The 18090-nt window shown below is 63.6% G+C and carries 22 protein-coding genes; 4 read left to right on the forward strand and 18 right to left on the reverse strand.

What is annotated here, in order from left to right; translation table 11 throughout:
* Nucleotides 1-2: 2 nt before the first annotated feature.
* From KJ624_04515 to KJ624_04600, 18 genes are all read right to left on the reverse strand, one after another.
* Nucleotides 3-611: a bifunctional precorrin-2 dehydrogenase/sirohydrochlorin ferrochelatase gene (locus KJ624_04515; protein MBU2009089.1), complete on the reverse strand. Its 609-nt coding sequence runs from the start codon at nt 609-611 to the stop codon at nt 3-5.
* A 2-nt stretch (nt 612-613) separates the two neighbouring features.
* Nucleotides 614-1558, reverse strand: coding sequence for an Lrp/AsnC family transcriptional regulator (locus KJ624_04520; protein MBU2009090.1), 945 nt, complete (start codon nt 1556-1558; stop codon nt 614-616).
* 11 nt (nt 1559-1569) lie between these two features.
* Nucleotides 1570-2577, reverse strand: coding sequence for a radical SAM protein (locus tag KJ624_04525; protein ID MBU2009091.1), 1008 nt, complete (start codon nt 2575-2577; stop codon nt 1570-1572).
* A complete protein-coding gene (locus tag KJ624_04530) occupies nt 2570-3712 on the reverse strand; it encodes a radical SAM protein (protein MBU2009092.1) in 1143 nt (380 codons plus the stop codon). The genes KJ624_04525 and KJ624_04530 overlap by 8 nt, the downstream gene beginning before the upstream one ends.
* Nucleotides 3712-4329 (reverse strand): helix-turn-helix domain-containing protein, encoded by a 618-nt coding sequence (locus KJ624_04535; GenBank protein MBU2009093.1) that lies wholly within the window; start codon nt 4327-4329, stop codon nt 3712-3714. The genes KJ624_04530 and KJ624_04535 overlap by 1 nt, the downstream gene beginning before the upstream one ends.
* Before the next feature lie 110 nt (nt 4330-4439).
* Entirely contained in the window at nt 4440-4805 is a 366-nt protein-coding gene (locus tag KJ624_04540) for a M67 family metallopeptidase (protein MBU2009094.1), read from the reverse strand.
* Nucleotides 4806-4856: 51 nt separating this feature from the next.
* Nucleotides 4857-5354, reverse strand: a complete 498-nt coding sequence (locus KJ624_04545) for a hypothetical protein (protein MBU2009095.1) — start codon at nt 5352-5354, stop codon at nt 4857-4859.
* Nucleotides 5355-5371: 17 nt separating this feature from the next.
* Nucleotides 5372-5788 carry a DsrE family protein gene (locus KJ624_04550; protein ID MBU2009096.1) on the reverse strand — a complete coding sequence of 139 codons (417 nt, stop codon included), beginning with the start codon at nt 5786-5788 and terminating at the stop codon, nt 5372-5374.
* A 21-nt stretch (nt 5789-5809) separates the two neighbouring features.
* Nucleotides 5810-6304 carry a hemerythrin domain-containing protein gene (locus tag KJ624_04555; protein MBU2009097.1) on the reverse strand — a complete coding sequence of 165 codons (495 nt, stop codon included), beginning with the start codon at nt 6302-6304 and terminating at the stop codon, nt 5810-5812.
* A 75-nt stretch (nt 6305-6379) separates the two neighbouring features.
* The gene (locus KJ624_04560) at nt 6380-6607 is read right to left on the reverse strand and encodes a sulfurtransferase TusA family protein (protein MBU2009098.1); all 228 of its coding nucleotides are present in this window, start codon (nt 6605-6607) and stop codon (nt 6380-6382) included.
* Nucleotides 6604-7566, reverse strand: a complete 963-nt coding sequence (locus KJ624_04565) for a sulfite reductase (protein MBU2009099.1) — start codon at nt 7564-7566, stop codon at nt 6604-6606. Before KJ624_04565 ends, KJ624_04560 begins: the two co-directional genes overlap by 4 nt.
* 19 nt (nt 7567-7585) lie before the next feature.
* The gene (locus tag KJ624_04570) at nt 7586-8320 is read right to left on the reverse strand and encodes a phosphoadenylyl-sulfate reductase (GenBank protein ID MBU2009100.1); all 735 of its coding nucleotides are present in this window, start codon (nt 8318-8320) and stop codon (nt 7586-7588) included.
* Nucleotides 8321-8362: 42 nt separating this feature from the next.
* Complete coding sequence (locus tag KJ624_04575; protein ID MBU2009101.1) at nt 8363-9190, reverse strand: sulfite exporter TauE/SafE family protein; 828 nt, start codon at nt 9188-9190, stop codon at nt 8363-8365.
* A 311-nt stretch (nt 9191-9501) separates the two neighbouring features.
* The gene (locus KJ624_04580) at nt 9502-9783 is read right to left on the reverse strand and encodes a MoaD family protein (protein ID MBU2009102.1); all 282 of its coding nucleotides are present in this window, start codon (nt 9781-9783) and stop codon (nt 9502-9504) included.
* A 2-nt stretch (nt 9784-9785) separates the two neighbouring features.
* Entirely contained in the window at nt 9786-10535 is a 750-nt protein-coding gene (locus tag KJ624_04585; GenBank protein ID MBU2009103.1) for a HesA/MoeB/ThiF family protein, read from the reverse strand.
* A 73-nt stretch (nt 10536-10608) separates the two neighbouring features.
* Nucleotides 10609-11541, reverse strand: coding sequence for a cysteine synthase family protein (locus tag KJ624_04590; protein ID MBU2009104.1), 933 nt, complete (start codon nt 11539-11541; stop codon nt 10609-10611).
* Between the two features lie 2 nt (nt 11542-11543).
* Nucleotides 11544-12467 carry a cysteine synthase family protein gene (locus tag KJ624_04595; protein MBU2009105.1) on the reverse strand — a complete coding sequence of 308 codons (924 nt, stop codon included), beginning with the start codon at nt 12465-12467 and terminating at the stop codon, nt 11544-11546.
* 22 nt (nt 12468-12489) lie between these two features.
* Complete coding sequence (locus KJ624_04600; protein ID MBU2009106.1) at nt 12490-12918, reverse strand: Rrf2 family transcriptional regulator; 429 nt, start codon at nt 12916-12918, stop codon at nt 12490-12492.
* Between the two features lie 139 nt (nt 12919-13057).
* Here KJ624_04600 and purF point away from each other — a divergent pair, with 139 nt between their 5' ends.
* From purF to KJ624_04620, 4 genes are read left to right on the forward strand one after another with little or no spacing between them, the layout of a single operon-like run.
* Nucleotides 13058-14455 (forward strand): amidophosphoribosyltransferase, encoded by a 1398-nt coding sequence (gene purF, locus KJ624_04605; GenBank protein ID MBU2009107.1) that lies wholly within the window; start codon nt 13058-13060, stop codon nt 14453-14455.
* Entirely contained in the window at nt 14452-15456 is a 1005-nt protein-coding gene (gene purM, locus KJ624_04610; GenBank protein MBU2009108.1) for a phosphoribosylformylglycinamidine cyclo-ligase, read from the forward strand. The genes purF and purM overlap by 4 nt, the downstream gene beginning before the upstream one ends.
* A complete protein-coding gene (gene purH, locus KJ624_04615; protein MBU2009109.1) occupies nt 15453-16970 on the forward strand; it encodes a bifunctional phosphoribosylaminoimidazolecarboxamide formyltransferase/IMP cyclohydrolase in 1518 nt (505 codons plus the stop codon). The genes purM and purH overlap by 4 nt, the downstream gene beginning before the upstream one ends.
* 9 nt (nt 16971-16979) lie before the next feature.
* Entirely contained in the window at nt 16980-18089 is a 1110-nt protein-coding gene (locus tag KJ624_04620) for a hypothetical protein (protein ID MBU2009110.1), read from the forward strand.
* Nucleotide 18090: the final 1 nt, after the last annotated feature.

Genomic DNA, 18090 nt, shown 5'->3' on the forward strand with positions numbered 1-18090 from the left:
GCCTATATCCTCATGGCCCGGGAAAGGGTGTCTCGGGCCTCCTCCCTTTTCCCCTGGCGCAGGAGCTCCAGGGCAGGCCCGAGGGACTGGCGCAGGGCCTCCAGGGTGCGCCCCTGGGCCTTTGGCCGTAGCTCCGCCAGGAGCTCCAGGAGGGGGCCATACTCCTCCCCGAACTCCTCCTCCAGCTCCTCCCGCAGGTAGCGGGCCAGGGCAGGGCTCAGGCCACTGGTGGAGATGGCCAGGATAAGGCCCCCCCGGCGGACCACCGAGGGTACGATGAAACTGCACTCTTTGGGGCTGTCCACCACATTCACCAGCAGGCCCCTTTCCCCGGCCTCCCGGGCGACCCGGGCGTTCACCTCCCGCCGTGAGGCGGCGGAGATAACCAGGGCCACCCCATCCAGGTCCTGGCCCTGGTATTCCCTGGGGACCAGCTCCACCACCCCTTCTTTCCCCAGGGCTTCAAGCCTGGGGGTGAAGCGGGGGGCTACCACCCTCACCCGGGCCCCCGCCTCCAGGAGGGAGACGGCCTTCCTTTCGGCCACCACCCCACCCCCCACCACCAGGCAAGGCCGGCCCTCCAGCTTGAGCACAATCGGATAGTAAGACATGGCTACCAGAAATATCTCGCGTTCTCTTTCTTGAACTCCCTGGTGCTGAACAGGACAAGATAATCGTCCGTTCCGCTCTCCCTGGAGAGGTGCCGGGCCAGGGCCAGGCACTCCTCCCGGGAGGGGGCATGGGTCATGGTATAGAGGCTGTATTGCCAGTGGGGATATGCCGGGCGCTGGTAGCAGTGGCTCACCTGGGGGAGGACGGCAAAGTGCCTCCCCACCGTCCCCAGCTTTGCCTCTGGCACGGCCCAGCAGCCGAGGGCATTGGCGGAAAAGCCCATCTTGCGGTGCCAGAGGAGGGCGGCATAGCGGCGCATGGCCCCCTTCTCCTTGAGCCTCCGGGCCTGGGCCAGGAGGACTCTTTCCTCCAGGCCCGCCCTTTCGGCCAGGGCTGCGAAGGGCTCCTCTTCCAGCGGCAGGTCCTGCTGGAGTGCCCGCACTGCAAGTTTCACTTGCTCAGAAAGGCGAAGGGGCCGGGCCGAGTCCCCAGCCTCCACGGGCAGGGTCTGGCCGGAGGGGGAGAAGAGGACGCCTATCTTGAAGACCTGTAATGTTGGCAGGAAGAGAGTGTCCTCCGCCCCGGCGGCCTCTCCCAGGCGGAGGGCCTCGGCCCGGAGGTCCTGCTCCCCGGGGAGGGCGAGGGTGAACCAGAGGTCATAGTCATGTTCCCGGGCGTAGTTGTGGCTCACCCCGGGGTGGGGGTTGATAGCCCGGGCCGCCTCCTCCAGCCCCTGCGGCCGGACCTTCAGGGCCACCAGGGCGGTCTTGTATCCCAGGGCCCGGGCCTGAAAGATGCCGGCAATTTCTCGGACCAGCCCCTCCTCCTTGAGCCGGCGTACCCGTTCCAGGACATCATTCATACCAAGCTCCCGGCCCAGGGCCTGGAAGGGCCTCCTCACCAGGGGGACACCCCGCTGGAGGCGCTCCAGAAGCTTCTCGTCCATGCCGTCCCGCCTCATCCTCCATCCGGCTGATAGATACAGCTTGGGTCGGCTTCCAGGTAGTCGCCGGTCAGGGCATAGGCCCGGGCCCGGGAGCCGCCGCAGGTGGTGCGGTACTTGCAGACACCGCACTTCCCCTTGAGCCGCTCCGGGTCCCTCAGGTCCCGGAAGATGGGCGAATCCCGGTAGAGCTGGGCCAGGGGCGTCACCCTCACATTCCCCGCGCAGAGGGGGAGGAAGCCGGAGGGGTTGACCTCCCCGATGTGGGAGACGAAGAGACAGCCCCGGCCATCGTTTACCCAGGCGCGGTTATTCCCTCCCTGCTGAAGCACCACCCGGCGGTAGGCCTCGGCGGCGGTAGTCTTTATCTCAAAGGGGGCCTCCCGGGAGAGGCGGTAGAGCCAGCGATAGACCTCCTCGTGCTCCTGAGGCAAAATCCCGTCCTCTTTCTGGGCCCGGCCCGTGGGCACCAGGAAGAAGAGGTCCCACAGCATTGCCCCGGAGGCCGCCACAAATGTGGCCAGGGCAGGGAGGTCATGGAGGTTATGGCGGGTCAGGGTGGTGCTGACCTGGAAGGGAAGGCCTGCCTCCTTCACCCTGTCCATGGCTTTCAGGGTCTGCTGGAAGGAGCCGGCCATCCCCCGGAAGCCGTCGTGGACCTGGTGGGTGGAGCCATCCAGGCTGATGGAGAGGCGCCCCGCCCCCAGGGCCCTGGCCCTTTCCAGGAAGTCCTTGCTCAGGCGGGAGGTGGCGCTGGGGGCCAGGGAGACCCGCAGGCCCCGCCCCACCCCGTAGGCGATGAGCTCCAGGAGGTCGGGGCGGGCCATGGCGTCCCCACCGGTCAGGATGAGAAGGGGGGTGCCCATGGCTTTTACCTGGTCTATGAGGTCCCTGCCCTCCTGGGTGGTGAGCTCCAGGGGGTGGCGCTGGGGCTGGGCCACCGCCCGGCAGTGGCGGCAGGCCAGGGGACAGGCCTTCGTCAACTCCCAGAAGACCAGGACGGGGGAGTCCCTCTCAGGCAAGGCCTATCTCCTCGTCGCTGAGGTAGCAGGCGGGGTCGGGGGCCCATATATCGCCATGGACCGCCTCCGCCCGGACCCGGAAGTTGCCCCCGCAGAGCTCCTGGTAGCGGCAGAGGCCACAGCGCCCGGTGAGGTGTTTCCTCCGCTCCCTGAGGGACTGGAGGAGGGGCTGGGAGGGGTCTTCCCATATCCGGGAAAAGGGCCTCTCCTTCAAATTACCCAGGGAATAATGCCTCCAGAACTGGTCGGGGTGGACCCCTCCCCTCTCATCTATGGCCCCGATGCCCACCCCTGAGCTGTTCCCCCCGTTCTTTAAGAGTTCCCGGTAGATATCTTCCGCCCTGCCCGGCTCACCCTCCCGGAGCCTGAGGTAGAGATAGACGCTGTCGGCGTGGTTGTCCACCGTCATGACCTCCCGCATCCCGTTCCTGTTCAGCTCCCGGGTGCGCTGGAAGATGAGGTCCATGAGGTCCCGGGTCTCCTGTGGCCCCAGGTCCCAGTCCTTTAGCTTTGAGCCCCGCCCGGAATACACCAGGTGATAGAAACACAGGCGGTCAATCCCTTCATCCCTGACAAGGTCGAAGATGGCGGGGACCTGGGGGGCATTGTGGCGGGTGAGGGTGAAGCGCACCCCCGTCCTTATCCCCGCCTCTCGTATATGCCCCAGCCCCTGGAGGGCCTCCCGGAAGGCCCCCTTTTTCCCGCGGAAGCGGTCATGGGCCTCCTCCAGCCCGTCCAGGCTCACCCCCACGTAGGAAACCCCGGCTTTCTTCAGGGCCGAGGCCATCTCCCCGGTGATGAGGGTGCCATTGGTGGAGATTACCGCCTTCATTCCCCTTTGAGTGGCATGGGCCACCAGCTCCAGGAGGTCCTCCCTGATAGTGGGTTCCCCCCCCGAGAAGAGGACGACCGGGACGCCGTAGCTGGCCAGGTCTTCCAGCAGGGCCTTGCCCTCGGCCGTACTCAGTTCTCCCTCTGTCCTCTCCCTGGCCTCGGCATAGCAGTGGAGGCAGTGGAGGTTACAGCGCTGGGTGAGGTTCCACACCACCACCGGGCGGCGGTGCCGGGCCGGGCCGTAGCGCAGGGAGTCGCCTGGCATGGGAAGCCCCAGCAGGAGACGGGTTACAGATAGCATCAGGGGACCTCCTTTTGATAGGCCTCGACCAGGGAAAGAAGGACCCGGTCCATCAGCCCGATTACCCGAGGAAAGGCCTCAAGGGCCCTCCTGTTGACCGGCTGGCGGTCCCGAAGCACCTCCAGGGCGCTATCCACAATGCCGCTGCGGTAAAGGGTGAAGACCTCCAGGGCCTCCGGGAGGGGCAGGCCCAGCCCCCCAAGGTGCCGGCCGTATTCCTCCCCCAGGGCCCGGGCCTCTTCCAGCAAGGCCTCCCGGCGGGAGGGGTGGGTAATATGGAGGACAAGGAGCTCAACCAGCCTTCTCCCCCTCTCCCTGAACTGGAGGCGTTGCTCTTCTCCCAGGGCCCCATACCAGGGCCTGGCCAAGAAGTATTGGCGGGCCATCCCCTGCTGGAGGGCGCGTTCTTCTATCCGGGCCACCAGGCCTTTCACTCCCTGGGCCTTGTGATGGCTCCGCAGAAAGGCTTCCAGGTCCGCCTCCTCATACCGGCGGTGGCCACCCGGGGTGACAAAGGCCTTTACCATGCCCTCATCGGTCCAATGACGGAGGGTGGTCTGGCTTACCCCCAGGAACAGACTCGCCTGGCCCAGGGTCAGCCTCTTTCCCCCCTTCATTCTATACCCAGACCGCAGCTCTCAAATACCATAGGAATCTATTAAAATCCGCACAATGTAAACGATTGTAACAGAAAAGGGCGGAGGGTGCAAGGGCCTTTTTGAGGGTTTTAGCGGATGGTCAGCTCTTCCTCCGTGACCCGGCCCTGCCGGATAAAGAAGGCCCGGACCTGGGGGGCCTTGGGGTCCTGGAGGGAGATGATGAAGTACAGGGCGTCGGGCCAGAAGCCCAGCTCGACATCGGTGGCCGAGGGGTGGGCCTGGGTATGGGTATGGGAATGGTAGATGCCCAGAAGCTCCCACCCTTGCTTTTCTATCTCCTGGAGTAGCTGATAGAGCTCTTTGGGGTCCAGGCTGTAGCGTATGGGGCTCTTCAGTGCGTTGCGGGCGGTATAGACCCTCAGGACCTTGTGGTCCTTCCCCGCCAGGAGGCCGCAGCATTCGTCCGGGGCCTCCCGGCGAGCATGGTCTATCATTTCCTGGGCGAAGCCCTTCTCCAAAAGGAACAAGTTAGTTACCCCGCTCAATTATAGCGCGGAAGCAGTTGCCCTGGGACCTCCATCCGGAGGGAATATGGTGGCCACCCGCCTGGCGACCTTGAGCATGGCATTGCCGGTGACGATAGCCTTGGCCGTGAACTTGGGCCTCTGGTAGACCCTGCGCATGGGCTCCACCTTGAACTGACGGTCAATAAAGGCAGTAGCTGGGTTCGCTTCTCCGCAGAATATTTGCCTTGCCAGGCTGTAGCTGCTGGAGACCATGAAATCATGCTTGTCCCCGGGGACCTCTGTGCCCAGCCACAAGCGCCTCACGGTCCCCTTCTCCAGATGGACAAGGACAACCAGTTGGGGGCCGCCATGTATCTCCCTGAGGCTTTGGGGAAGCTCCGTGACCACATATATCAAAATCAGGCTGAAACTCTGCGCCAGTTTCCCAAAGCTCTTGTCGGTGCCTCTGGCGGCCTGGATCGCTCTAACTGCCTCGTGCACCCATTCCGGCGACAGAAAAAGATACTCCTCCTTCATAGCTGTTTTCCCTCCCCTTACACATAGATGACAGAGCTGTCAGCCATGTCTTCTGAGACAAACCTGACCACACTGCGGACCTCGTCCACTTCCTCCACCAACTCACCAAAAACGATGTTGTGCAGGTCCATAGCTGCGGGGCAGGCATAGACCCTGCCTCCCAGCTTCTTGAGGTCATCCAGCAGTTCCGAGACCGGGGAAACGCTGCCCTTCTCAATCCCCGCCTTGACCCGCTCTCTTATCCAGCCTCCGGTTTCATCGCCCAATTCGTCGGTAAGGCCTCTCTTCAGCCGGATAACCGCCCCGTGGCCGAAAAGGACGCGGACGTCCTTACCCATGGCGGCTGCTGCGGCTGCCACGCCCAGGGCGAAGGCAACGCGTTCATATGAGGCGCTGTTGATTATGAAGGCCAGTTTATCCCCGGGTTTCGTCATGAGGCCCGTCTCGGTTGGGTACTATGCCTTCCTGGTCCTGACATTCTGTGCCCATTCCAGCAAAGGCAGCCCCACCTTTCGGACGGCCTCAAAGTGCTTGCCCATCGCCTCAACTTCCGTGCTGGTAAGCCTTTCCGAGAACAGGGTTAGCCCCTCGCATTCAATGGGGTGAGGCAGAATCTCGCTCCGGACCAGAGCCACGACCTTTTTGGCCTCAGCTTCTGTTATCTCACCCTTGCCCAGGATTTGCGCCAGCTGCCTGGCGGCCCGGACGATTCGGTCGTGAACGCCGAAGAGATATTCCTTGTATTCCGGCCCGTAGAACCTCTCCAGGGTGGGGTAGAAACTCTCCTCCTCCCACTGGAAGTGGGGTCCGCCAAGCTTGTCAAGGCGTAGCAGCAACTCCAGGGCTTTGGCGGCGTCACGACGGCTTGCGGCCACAATGATGTCCAGGAGGATGTCTCTCACCTTGGTGTGGTCAGCCTTTAGCTCCGCGATTGCATCCAGTCTTGCCATTGTCCTCTACCTCCCTCTTTCCGTTGTTGACGGAATAGCATGCTCTGAGCGTGTCTTCCGCTTGGCCTCACCTCCTCAGGAATCGCCTCCCCGCTTGATCAAGACGCGGAAAAAGCTGTCCTGGGGGACCACCCGGACAATCCGGTGGCCTTCGCCGGCGGCGGAGCGGGGTACATTGCGGATGGGCTCCCCATCATCCAGCCAGACCTCAATCACATCCCCCGGCTCCAGCTCCTCTAGGGCCAGTTTGGTCTTGACCCAGTTCATGGGGCAGATGCAACCCCTCAGGTCCAGCGTCTTCAAGCTTCCGCCTCCGGGTCCCAGGTGTGGAGCACCCGGTACTCTATCCCTTTTGGCCGGGAGCCGGCGCGGTCCCAGTCTTGGACGGTAGTGAACTCGGGGAGGGCTTCCTTCTTGAGCCTCTCCAGGCCCAGCCGGTCTATGGCGGTGCCGAAGCGCTCCCCCTTCTTGGCGTTCCGCTGGTACCAGGCCACACAGCGCTCTATGACCTTGAAGGTGTCATCATCACTGACGAAGTCGGCCACCCGGTTGGACCAGCGGGGGAAGCGGCCGTGCTTGCCCCCCACATAGACGGCATGGCCCACCCTCCCCACCACCCAGGCCAGGGTGGGACAGCAGTAGACGCACTCCCCGCAGTGGGTACAGCGCTCCTCAATCCACCTGGGCAAGTTGGTCTCCTCATTCATAACCAGGGCTTCCCCCGCCCGGGAGCGGCAGAGCTGGACGCAGAGGGTGCAACCATTGCACAGCTCCGGGATGAGCTTGGGCTCCACCATGCCGTGGAAGCCCAGGTCGTTCTCCTGGGGGTTGGCACAGCCGATGTTGCAGCCAGAATAGGAGACCTTGAACTTGGCGGGGCAATGGATGCCAAAGTATTTCTCGTCAGCCTGGGCCGCCAGGGCAGGGGCATCCACCCTGCCGTAGGGATTAACCCGGCAGCCCTGGCAGGCGGTTACGGCCCTCACCCGGGGGCCGCAGTTGGCCAGCCTCAGGCCCGAGGCCTCTATCTCCTCCTTTATCCGGTCCAGGTCCTCCCCCTTCACATAGGGGACCTCCACGGACTGCTGGAAGGTGAAATGGCAGTAGCCCCGGCCGTATTTCTTGGCCAGCTCCGCCGCCCGGATTAGCTTGTCTGCCTCCAGGTTTCCCCCCGGAACCCTGAGCCGGACCACGAAGTATTCCCGCTCGGTCTGGCGGATAATCCCTGTGGCCTTCAGGCCACGGACATCCAGCGCCTTCAAGCCTTCCTCCTTCTCCTTTTCATTTGCCCTTTGCTGACGACTGGGCAGAGGAGGAGACCTTCAGGGGTCGGGTATGGATGCCGCACTCGCCGCCGCACTTGCTGGTGCCCGCCCAGCGGCCGGCCCGCTCGCTGGCACCGGCGGTAATCCGGGTGCACACCACGCAGCCCAGGGAACGGTAGCCAAGGGCATATAGCGGGTTAACGGGGACCTGGTTGAGGGCGAGATACTGCCATACCTCTCGCTCGTGCCACAGGAGGATGGGATTGAGCTTGATAAGGCCCTTGTCCCGCTCCTCAATTTCCCGGTAGTCGGTGCGGGTGCGTCCTTCCGTGCAGCGCAGCCCGGTTACCCAGCAGGCCACATTCATCTCTTCCAGGGCCCACCGCGTCGGCGTTACCTTGAGGATGTCACAGCAACGGTCCGGGTCAAAGCGATAGAGCTCATCAGGGAGGGGCTCGTCGTTGCGGAAGACCCGGAGTTCGGGGAACCGGGCCACTTCCTCCTCCATGAACCTGACGGTCTCTGGTGGCTTGAAACGGGTGGTAATAATGAACCCGCGGATGTCCGGCGAAACACGCTTGGCCAGGTGCCACACGGCAATGGAGTCCTTGCCCAGGCTATTGGCTACCACCAGGCGGTCGCCAAACTCCTGGTAGGCCTCTCTGATAAGTCCCAGGGAGCGGTCCACCTTCTGGGCGAAGTTGAGATTTTCCACGAGGTACCATAGCTCTTCCGAGCTCAGGTTCTGCATCTTCATTCTTTCTTTCCTCCCCCCGTTGCCAGATAGTTTCTTTCAGGCCAAGAGCCAGCCCACTACTCTCACATTCAAGGCTATGAGGAGCGAGCCCACCAGAAAGGCGAGAGCTTTGGGTGAAATGCCGCGGCAGATATAGGCGGCCAGGGGTGCCACCATGATGCCCCCGGCAGCCAGGGCCAGCACCAGGCCGATGGGGAACTGGTCCAGCCCTATCCTTAGAAGGATGGTGACCGCCACCGTAACAGCCACGAAGAACTCGGCGAGGTTCACTGTGCCTATGGCATGGCGGGGCTGCCCTTTCTCCAGGAGCAGGACGCCTGATGTGGCTATGGGGCCATAGGCGCCACTGAAGCCGTTGACCAGGGCAGCCAGGAACCCTAAGGCGCCCAGCTTGGCCTTGGAATTATTCCTGGCGTTTTCCGCAAGCAACTGCCATTTCCCTCTGGGGCACTGTTTGCATTTTTCACCTTGCGCCTCAGCGCAGGGAACCTGCCAGCGCAGGGCGCGCCAGACAATGAGGAGCCCCATGACCAGCAACAGGACGCTCACCACGGGCTTGGCTGTTTGCGACGATATGGAGGTCAGCAGATAGCCCCCCAGAAAACCGCCTAACACCCCGCTCAATGCCAGGGGCAGAAGCCAGTCCCGGCGCACGTTGCCCAGGCCCCAGTGGGACAGTCCCGAGGCCAGCCCGGTAATAATCTTTGCAGCGTTGACTGTTGCCACTGCCACGGCAGGAGCAAAGCCTGTGGCCACCATCAGGGAAGCGGAGAAGACCCCAAACCCCATGCCCAGGCTACCATCCACCAGCTGGGCCACCGCCCCGATACCAGCCACTCCAAGAAAGACAAGCAGTCCTGTCATCGGCCTGAACCTAGACTCCTGTCTATAACCGAGCCCAGCCCAAGGGTGGCCGCCCTACCCTGCGATGACCCTAGAGCCACCAGCCTGCTCACCGACTTCAGTCCCCCCTCGCTTTGTTTAGTTGATTACTAAACAATCATTGTAGCGGTTTCTGTGGATTTGTCAAGGGGGTATTGTAACGCTTATTAACCGCAGGCCGTGCCTGGAGGCGGGGCTCCGGTTCCTCCAGGGGCTCTGCCGGGGGCTGTCCTGGTGAGCCCCTCTGCCTTCGGGTTTGCGGCCGGGGGGGCTCTATAGTTTATTCGTAAAGGTTAGCTTCCGCTACCACCCGATACGGCGGGCAAGATGGAGACTACATCCCCGTCCTTTAGCTGGGTCTCCAGGCCCTTCAAGAAGCCCGCGTCCTCGTCATTGACGAAGATATTGACGAAGGGCCTCATGCTGCCATCAGGCTCCAGGACCCTCTCCTTGAACCCGGGGTAGTCGGCTTCCAGATTGCTCACGAGTTCCCGCAGGTCCTTTCCTTCCGCATTCACAACCCTGGCCCCTCGCATCAACGGTCTCAGGGGGGTAGCCAGATGAACTTCTATCATTTTCAGCTCCTTTCTGGATTCCCGCAGACGGGACAGTCTGGGTTTCTGCGCACTTTCAAGCGCCGAAATCTCATAAATTGGCCATCAGTGAGCACTAGATTGCCATTGGTTGGTTCGCCTATGCCTGTAATCAGCTTCAATGCCTCCATCGTCTGCAGGCTGGCCACGCTGGCGGGTGTAGCGCCCAGGACAGGGAAGGGCTTGACCTCAGGAGGGAGCGAGGGCAGGAGGCACTGCAGACAGGCTGTCTTGCCGGGCATTACGGTCATCAACCTCGCCTCCAGCCCGTAGATAGCGGCGTGGACAAAGGGAATATTCAGCTCAAAGCAGGCCCGGTTCAGGGCAAATCTCGTCTTGAAATTGTCCATACCGTCCATGACCACATCCGAGCCGCTTATCAGCTCCTTAACGTTAGCCTCCGTTATCTCCACTGTCAGACCCTTGATTTGGATTGTCGGGTTTAGCTGACGCAGTTTTTCCACTGCTGAATCAACCTTATGTCTGCCAATGTCCTTATCCCAGTGGAGGACCTGCCTGTTGAGATTGCTCAGTTCCACCTTGTCCTTGTCAATGAGGATAAGCCTACCTACCCCGGCTGCCGCCAGGTAAATAGATAGGGGGCACCCCAATCCTCCCACACCGGCTACCACTATCGTAGCCGATTTCACCTTCTTCTGCCCCTCTTCCCCCCAACCCGGAATCCTCATCTGCCTATCATAGCGTTGAAGCTCTTCGGGTGTCAGTTGGACCATTACTACTCCCCTTTCTTCTTGCCTGTTGCGCTCCGCGGTCACGTTGGACCTCTTCCCCTTGAAGCCTGAGGTTTTACCACCAGGGCTGGGTCTGGACCCGGGGCTCTATCTCCTCCAGGGGGCGGGTCCAGAGCTGGGTGGAGAGGTATTTCCAGCCCCCGTCGGCCAGGAGGGCCACGATGTTGCCCTTCTCTAGTTGCTGGGCCACCTTGAGGGCGCAGGAGATGACGGCTCCGGAGGAGATGCCGGCGAAGATGCCTTCCCTCTCTGTCAGCTCCCGGGTGGCCCGGATGGACTCCCGGGAGTCCACTATTGTCCTCCTGTCCAGGAGGCTTATGTCCAGGATGGGTGGGATGAAGCCCTCCTCCAGGCTCCTCAGGCCCTCGATGGTGTCCCCGGGGTTGGGGGCCACGGCTATCACCCTGGCCCTGGGGTCATGCTCCTTGAGCCTCCTCCCCACCCCCATGAGGGTGCCGCCGGTGCCCAGCCCGGCCACAAAGACATCCACCTGGGGCAGCTCTTCCAGTATCTCTTCAGCGGTGGTCTCGTAGTGCGCCCGGGGGTTGGCGGGGTTGCCGAACTGGTAGGGCATGAAATACCTGGGGTCCCGTGCCATCTCTTCGGCTATCGCTACGGCCCCGTTGGTCCCCTTGTCGGCCGGGGAGAAGACGATCTCCGTCCCGTAGAGCCGGAGTAGCTCTATCCTCTCCTGGCTCACGTTCTCCGGCAGCACCACCGTGAGCTTATAGCCTTTGCGCCGGGCCAGGAAGGCCAGGGAGATGCCGGTATTGCCGCTGGTGGCCTCCAGGATAGCTCCCCCGGGGGCGAGCTTCCCCTGCTGTTCTGCCTCCTCAAGCATATATCTGGCAATCCGGTCCTTGACGCTTCCGGTGGGATTATTCCCCTCCAGCTTGGCAAAGAGCCTCACCCCCTTCTTCAAGGGGAAGCGGGTGAGCTCCACTAGGGGGGTGTGGCCGATTGCGTCCACGATGTCGCGGTAGGGCATGGCTATTTCCTTCTCCGCTCGGCCGTCTCCCCCAGGGAGACATATTTCTCTCCGCTGTCGGGGAGGATGGTGGCCACCCATTTCCCCGGGCCCAGCCTCTTGGCCACCTGGAGGGCGGCGAAGACATTGGCCCCGGAGGAGGGGCCCACGAGCAGGCCCTCCTTTCTGGCCAGGGAGGAGGCCATCTCCTGGGCCTCCTGGTCGCCCACGGCGATGACCTCGTCCAGGATATTCCGGTCCAGGATAGGGGGGACAAAGCTGGCCCCCAGGCCGGGGATGCCGTGGGGGCCGGCCTTCCCCTGAGAGAGGAGGGGAGAGCGGGCGGGCTCCACCCCGATTATCCGCACCCCCTTCAGCTCCTTCTTCAGCACCTGGCCCACCCCGGTGATGGTGCCGCCCGTGCCGATGCCAGCCACAAAGGCGTCTATTCTTCCCCGGGTGGCTCGCAGCAACTCCCGGGCGGTGGAGTGGTGGGCCTGGGGGTTGAGGGGGTTTTCAAAGGCCTTTATCCCGAGGTAGCTGGGATTGTCACCCAGGAGCTCCCCGGCCACCCGCCCCGCACCTGCCATCCCCTCGGCAGCGGGGGTGAGGACCACCTCGGCCCCCAGATAGAGGAGGAGGCGGCGAAGGGAGGGGTTGGCCCCCTCGGGCATGACGATGATGATGCGCAGGCCCTTGGCCCCCCCCACCAGGGCCAGGGAGAGTCCCAGGTTCCCCGCTGTGGCCTCCACAGCGGTATCGCCGGGCCGTAGCCGGCCCCGGGCAAAGGCCTCCTCCAGGATGAACTTGGCGACCCGGTCCTTGATGCTGCCGCTGGGGTTCCGGGACTCCAGCTTGGCCAGGACAATGGCGGGGGGGGCCAGACGGGAGAGGCGGAGGAGGGGGGTCGAGCCGATGAGGTCCAGGAGGCCAGTCTGTGCTCTCATCGAGCGAATTTGTTCATGTGGACTAGATATAGTACATTCCGCCCTCATGGCGGCGCTCCTGCTGGTGGGCCATCTCCCCGATGGAGATTGCGGCCAGGAGCTTCTGGGTGGCCTCATCTATTTGACGCCACACGTCCCTCTGGACACAGAGGGTTGCCTGGACGCAGTCGGAGGGCTGCTCCAGGCAGCGGAGGGACGGGGGGTTGCCCAGGGCCGCCATGACCTCGGCCACGGAGACCTGGGAGGGGTCCCGGGCCAGGACATGGCCCCCCTGCGGCCCCCTCTTGGAGGCGATAAACCCCGCCTTTCGGAGGACGGTCAATATCTGGTCCAGGTAGGGCTCGGGTATGCCCTGGCGCTGGGCAATATCACTGGTCTGGGCCACCCCTTCCGCCTGGGCCAGGTCCACCAGCACCCTTATCCCGTAGTCCACCCGCATGCTTACCTTCATGCCCCACCCCTTTGATTGTTTAGTTTACTACTAAACTTTCTGGTGAATTATAGGCCCTGGGGGGAAATCCGTCAATGGGGTCCCGGGGGAAGGTTTACGGGGCCTGGGGAAAAGGGTATAATTCAGGGCAGTGGAACCGCTGCATGAAGCCTGCGGTGTCTTCGGCATCTTTGCCCCCGGGGAAGATGTAGCGCGGCTTACATATTTTGCCCTCTTTGCCCTCCAGCACCGGGGCCAGGAATCGGCGGGGGTCGCCACCACCGACGGACAGGAGATAAGGGTGGCCACCGGGATGGGGCTGGTCTCCCAGGTCTTTAGGGAGGAGTCCCTGGCCCCCCTCAAGGGCCATATGGCTATAGGCCACACCCGTTATTCCACCATGGGCTCCTGCCGCCCCGATAATGCCCAGCCCCTCCTGGTAGAGGGGCCTCTGGGCCCCCTGGCCCTGGGGCACAACGGCAATCTGGTCAATGCGGAATACCTGCGCCGGGAGCTGGAGGCGGCGGGCCGCACCTTTCGCACCTCCACCGATTCCGAGGTCATCGCCCATCTTGTCCAGTCGGCCCCGGACGGGAACTGGCCCGAGAAGGTCCGCTATGCCATGCGGCGGCTGGAGGGGGCCTATTCCCTGGTCCTCCTCACCCGGGACTGTCTGATGGCGGCAAGGGACCCGATGGGGGTGAGGCCCCTCTGCCTGGGGAGGGTGAACGGGGGCTGGGCGGTGGCCTCCGAGTCCTGCGCCCTGGACCATATCGGGGGCCGTTTCGTCCGGGAGGTGGAGCCGGGAGAAATCGTACTCATCCGTGGGGGGGAATTGGAGAGCTATAGGGAGCCCTCCCCTCGCCGTGCCCTGTGCATCTTTGAATTTATCTACTTCGCCCGCCCCGACAGCCTCATCCAGGGGCGGCTTTTGCATCTGGCCCGCCAGCGGATGGGGGTGGGGCTGGCCCGGGAGCACCCCGTGGAGGCGGACCTGGTGATGGGGGTGCCTGACTCATCGATTGCCGCAGCCATCGGCTATGCCCGGGAGTCGGGGATACCCTTCACCGAAGGCCTCCTCAAAAACCGCTATGTAGGCCGCACTTTCATTGAGCCCGACCAGCGGCTGAGGGAGTTGGGGGTGAAGCTGAAGTTCAACCCCCTCCCCGAGGTCCTGGAGGGAAAGCGGCTGGTGGTGGTGGACGACAGCATTGTCCGGGGGACCACCACCCCCCGGGTGGTGGCTTTGCTCCGGCGGGCGGGGGTAAAGGAGGTGCATCTGCGCATCTGCGCTCCACCCATCCGCTACCCCTGTTTCTTCGGCGTGGACATGGCCCGCCGCTTTGAGCTCATCGCCGCCCAGAAGACCATCCCCCAGATATGCCAGCAGTTAGGGGCGGACTCCCTGGGATACCTCTCCATTGAGGGACTCCTCCGGGCGGTGGACCTGCCCCGGGAGATGTTCTGCCTGGCCTGTTTCACCGGGGAATATCCTATCCCGGTCCAGATGGAGATGGACAAGCTGGCCCTGGAGACTCTGGAGACAGGAAGGCGTTGAGCGAGAGTTACGCCTCGGCCGGGGTGGACATCCCGGCGGCCGGCAGGCTCAAGAAGTTCATGGCCCGGCTGGCCCCCACTACCTTTGGCCCCCAGGTGCTTGCTGGGCCAGGCCCTTTCGCCGGACTCTTTGCCCTCCGCGGCTTCAGGGAACCGGTCCTGGTGGCCAGCTGTGACGGGGTGGGGACCAAGGTGAAGGTAGCTTCCCTTCTGGACCGCTACGATACCCTGGGCTACGACCTGGTCCACCACTCGGTGAACGATATCCTCACCCTGGGGGCGGAGCCCCTCTTTCTCCTGGACTACATCGCCATGGGGAAGCTGGAGCCGGCCAGGATTGAGAGGCTCTTCCAGGGCCTAGTGGCGGCCTGCAAAGGGGTGGGGGTGGCCCTCCTGGGCGGGGAGACCGCGGAGATGCCGGGGGTCTATCAGGAGGGGGAGATGGACCTGGTGGGCTTTATCCTGGGGGTGGTGGAAAGGGACAGGGTTATCTCCGGCCGGGATATCCGGGCCGGAGACTGGCTCCTGGGCCTGGCCTCCTCGGGCCTCCATACCAACGGCTACTCTCTGGCCCGGAAGGTCTTCCGGCTGGAGGAGGAGCCAGCGGTGCTGAGAAAGGCCTTTCCCCCGCTGGAGCGGACCCTGGGGGAGGCCCTCCTGGAGCCCCACCGCTGCTATTATGACAGCCTGAAATCTTTGCTCCCCCGCGTGAAGGCCCTGGCCCACATTACGGGGGGTGGTTTTGAGGGAAACATCCCCCGGGTATTGCCTCGGGGGCTGGGGGCCAGGATAATAGGGGGGAGCTGGGAGGTGCCGGCCATCTTCGGCCTTATCCAGAGACAGGGCGCGGTGCCGGAGGCGGAGATGTACCGGGTCTTCAATATGGGGGTGGGGATGGTGGTGGTGGCCTCCCCGGAGGAAGGTCCCTCTCTCCTCCAGTCCATCCCCGGGGCCAGGCACATTGGGGAGATTATTGCCGGGAAGGGAGTTGAGATAGTTTGAGAGCCATTGTCTCGGTCCACAACAAGGAAGGCGTCGGCCCCTTCGCTCAGGCCCTTCAGGGGCTGGGCTGGGAGGTCTTCAGCACGGGGGGGACGAAGAAGGCCCTGGAGGAGGCCGGGGTGAAGGTGAAGTCCATCTCAGACATCACCGGCTTCCCTGAGATCCTGGACGGGCGGGTGAAGACATTACACCCTAATGTTCACGGGGGCATCCTGGCCCGCCGTGACCTTTCCCGCCACCGGGAAGAACTCAAGAAGCAGGCCATTGAGCCCATTGACCTGGTGGCGGTCAACCTCTACCCCTTCCGGGAGACCGTGGCCCGGGGGGCAGGGCTTGAGGAGGCCCTGGAGAACATTGACATCGGGGGCCCCACCATGCTCCGGGCGGCGGCCAAGAACTTCCCCCATGTCCTGGTGGTGGTGGACCCGCGGGACTACGAGGAGGTCCTGGGGCTGTTGAGGCAGGGGGAGGTCCCCCTGGAAGTAAGGCGGCGCCTGGCCCAGAAGGCGTTTCAGCACGTGGCCGCCTATGATGCCGCCATCGCCGGCTATCTCAGGGTGGAGGGGGGCTTTCCCCAGGAGCTGGTCCTCTCCTTCCGTAAGCTTGCCGACCTGCGCTACGGGGAGAACCCCCACCAGAGGGCGGCCTTCTACGCAGATGAGAGGCCCCTTCCCCCATCCCTGGCCCTGGCCAGAAAGCTGGGGGGAAAGGAGCTTTCCTATAACAACATCCTGGACCTGGACTCGGCCCTGGCGGTGGTGAGGGAGTTTGCCGAGCCGGCCTGCGCAGTTATCAAGCATAATAACCCCTGCGGGCTGGCTGTCCACCCGGACCTGGCCGAGGCCTACAGGAGGGCCCTGGCCGGGGACCCGGTGGCAGCCTTCGGGGGGGTCGTGGCCCTGAACCGCCCCCTGGACCTGGCCACTGCCCAGGAGATGGACAAGACCCACTATGACGGCGTCCTGGCCCCGGACCTCGACCCCCAGGCCCTCGCCCTGCTGGGGCGGAAGAAGGACCTCATCATCCTGGCGGTGGGACCCATTTCCCCGGACGGCGCGGGCTGGGAGCTGAAGAAGGTGTCGGGGGGCCTTCTCGTCCAGGGCCAGGACGGTTTCCTGCCGGAGGAGTTCCGGCCCCGGACGGTGAGCCGCCGCCCCCCAACCCCCCAGGAAATGGAGGACCTCTTCTTTGCCTGGAGGGCCGTAAAGCATATCAAGTCAAATGCCATCGTCCTGGCCCGGGGCCGGGCCCTGGTGGGAATGGGGGCGGGCCAACCCAGCCGGGTGGTGAGCGTGAAGATAGCCCTGGAAAAGGCGGGGGAGAGGGCCAGGGGGAGCGTCCTGGGCTCCGACGCCTTTTTCCCCTTCCCCGATGGGGTGGAGCTGGCGGGGAAGGCGGGGGTGACCGCCGTCATGCAGCCGGGGGGGTCCGTCAGGGATACAGAAGCCATAGAGATGGCCGATGCCTACAATATGGCAATGGTCTTCACCGGCGTCCGCCACTTCCGCCACTGAAGGCGGGGGGTGGTCCAGGTGAAAGTCCAGCCCCGCATCACCGATGTGGACCTGGTCCTCACCTGCTCCCCCGGGGAGGAGCAGGAGGTCTTCAGCCGTATCTTTCGGATAAGCAAGGCCACCGGCTGCCTGGACCATCCCAAGGAGATGCACCCCTGGCTGGAGAAACAGTTCGGCTCCCTGGAGGCCATCACCTGCCAGGAGATAGTGAAGATAGCCAACCTAGTCACCTTTGAAGCGACCCTCTTCAACCGCCTCAGGGCCTCCCGCCCCATCGACCTCAAGACGCGGATGAATGTGGAGAGCCTAATCATAGATACGGGCAAGGATGACCCCTTGGACAACCCTACGAAGCACACGCCGGAGGACCTCTTCGGAAGGGTTAAGGGGAAATTCTCCATCACCGCCAGCAATGTGGCCAAATACGATGCCCTCCATGCCATCGTCATTTTCAATAACCACAACCCCCTGGCCTTCACCCGGGAGGCCCTCCGTGATTACATTGATACCGCCTGGGCCTGGGCCCAGAAGGCCCACCGGTATGACCCTCAGGCCAGGTATTTCTTCTTCATGTGGAACTGCCTGTGGAAGGCCGGGGCCACCCTGGCCCATGGCCATGCCCAGGTGATGCTGGGCCGGGACTGCCACTACGGGAAGATTGAGGGCCTGAGGCGGGCCGCCCTGGCCTATAAGGCCCAGTACGGCTCCAGCTACTTTGATGACCTCTACCGGGCCCACTGCGCCGTGGGCTGTGGCATAGAAAGGGGCGGGGTGAGGGTCTTCTCCTACCTCGCCCCCATCAAGGACAAGGAGGTGATGCTCCTGGGGGCAGACCTGGGCCCCGCCTTCAAGGATGCCCTCTACGATGTCCTGGCCTGCCTGCGGGACAGGATGAATGTCACCGCCTTCAACCTGGGGGTGGCCACCCCGCCCCTGGAGAAGGAGGGGGGGTGGGAGGACTTCCCCGTCCTGGCCCGGGTGGTGGACCGGGGGGACCCCCGCACCACCACCTCCGATATCGGCGCCATGGAACTATATGCCTCCAGCGTCGTCTCCTCCGACCCCCTGGAGGTGGCCCGCCTGCTGCGGGAACATCTCTCCCCCGGGAAGGAGTCCTAGC

It is taken from the genome of Chloroflexota bacterium (assembly GCA_018825785.1).
GTDB lineage: Bacteria > Chloroflexota > Dehalococcoidia > JACVQG01 > JAHKAY01 > JAHKAY01.

Excerpts from the sequence above, each read along its gene's own strand:
- KJ624_04575 (MBU2009101.1), bottom strand. The coding sequence starts at position 9,190 with ATGACAGGACTGCTTGTCTTTCTTGGAGTGGCTGGTATCGGGGCGGTG.
- KJ624_04530 (MBU2009092.1), bottom strand. The coding sequence starts at position 3,712 with ATGCTATCTGTAACCCGTCTCCTGCTGGGGCTTCCCATGCCAGGCGAC.
- KJ624_04540 (MBU2009094.1), bottom strand. The coding sequence starts at position 4,805 with ATGATAGACCATGCTCGCCGGGAGGCCCCGGACGAATGCTGCGGCCTC.
- KJ624_04520 (MBU2009090.1), bottom strand. The coding sequence starts at position 1,558 with ATGGACGAGAAGCTTCTGGAGCGCCTCCAGCGGGGTGTCCCCCTGGTG.
- KJ624_04570 (MBU2009100.1), bottom strand. The coding sequence starts at position 8,320 with ATGCAGAACCTGAGCTCGGAAGAGCTATGGTACCTCGTGGAAAATCTC.
- KJ624_04535 (MBU2009093.1), bottom strand. The coding sequence starts at position 4,329 with ATGAAGGGGGGAAAGAGGCTGACCCTGGGCCAGGCGAGTCTGTTCCTG.
- KJ624_04515 (MBU2009089.1), bottom strand. The coding sequence starts at position 611 with ATGTCTTACTATCCGATTGTGCTCAAGCTGGAGGGCCGGCCTTGCCTG.
- KJ624_04580 (MBU2009102.1), bottom strand. The coding sequence starts at position 9,783 with ATGATAGAAGTTCATCTGGCTACCCCCCTGAGACCGTTGATGCGAGGG.
- KJ624_04590 (MBU2009104.1), bottom strand. The coding sequence starts at position 11,541 with ATGCCCTACCGCGACATCGTGGACGCAATCGGCCACACCCCCCTAGTG.
- KJ624_04585 (MBU2009103.1), bottom strand. The coding sequence starts at position 10,535 with ATGGTCCAACTGACACCCGAAGAGCTTCAACGCTATGATAGGCAGATG.
- KJ624_04595 (MBU2009105.1), bottom strand. The coding sequence starts at position 12,467 with ATGAGAGCACAGACTGGCCTCCTGGACCTCATCGGCTCGACCCCCCTC.
- KJ624_04600 (MBU2009106.1), bottom strand. The coding sequence starts at position 12,918 with ATGAAGGTAAGCATGCGGGTGGACTACGGGATAAGGGTGCTGGTGGAC.
- KJ624_04545 (MBU2009095.1), bottom strand. The coding sequence starts at position 5,354 with ATGAAGGAGGAGTATCTTTTTCTGTCGCCGGAATGGGTGCACGAGGCA.
- KJ624_04555 (MBU2009097.1), bottom strand. The coding sequence starts at position 6,304 with ATGGCAAGACTGGATGCAATCGCGGAGCTAAAGGCTGACCACACCAAG.
- KJ624_04550 (MBU2009096.1), bottom strand. The coding sequence starts at position 5,788 with ATGACGAAACCCGGGGATAAACTGGCCTTCATAATCAACAGCGCCTCA.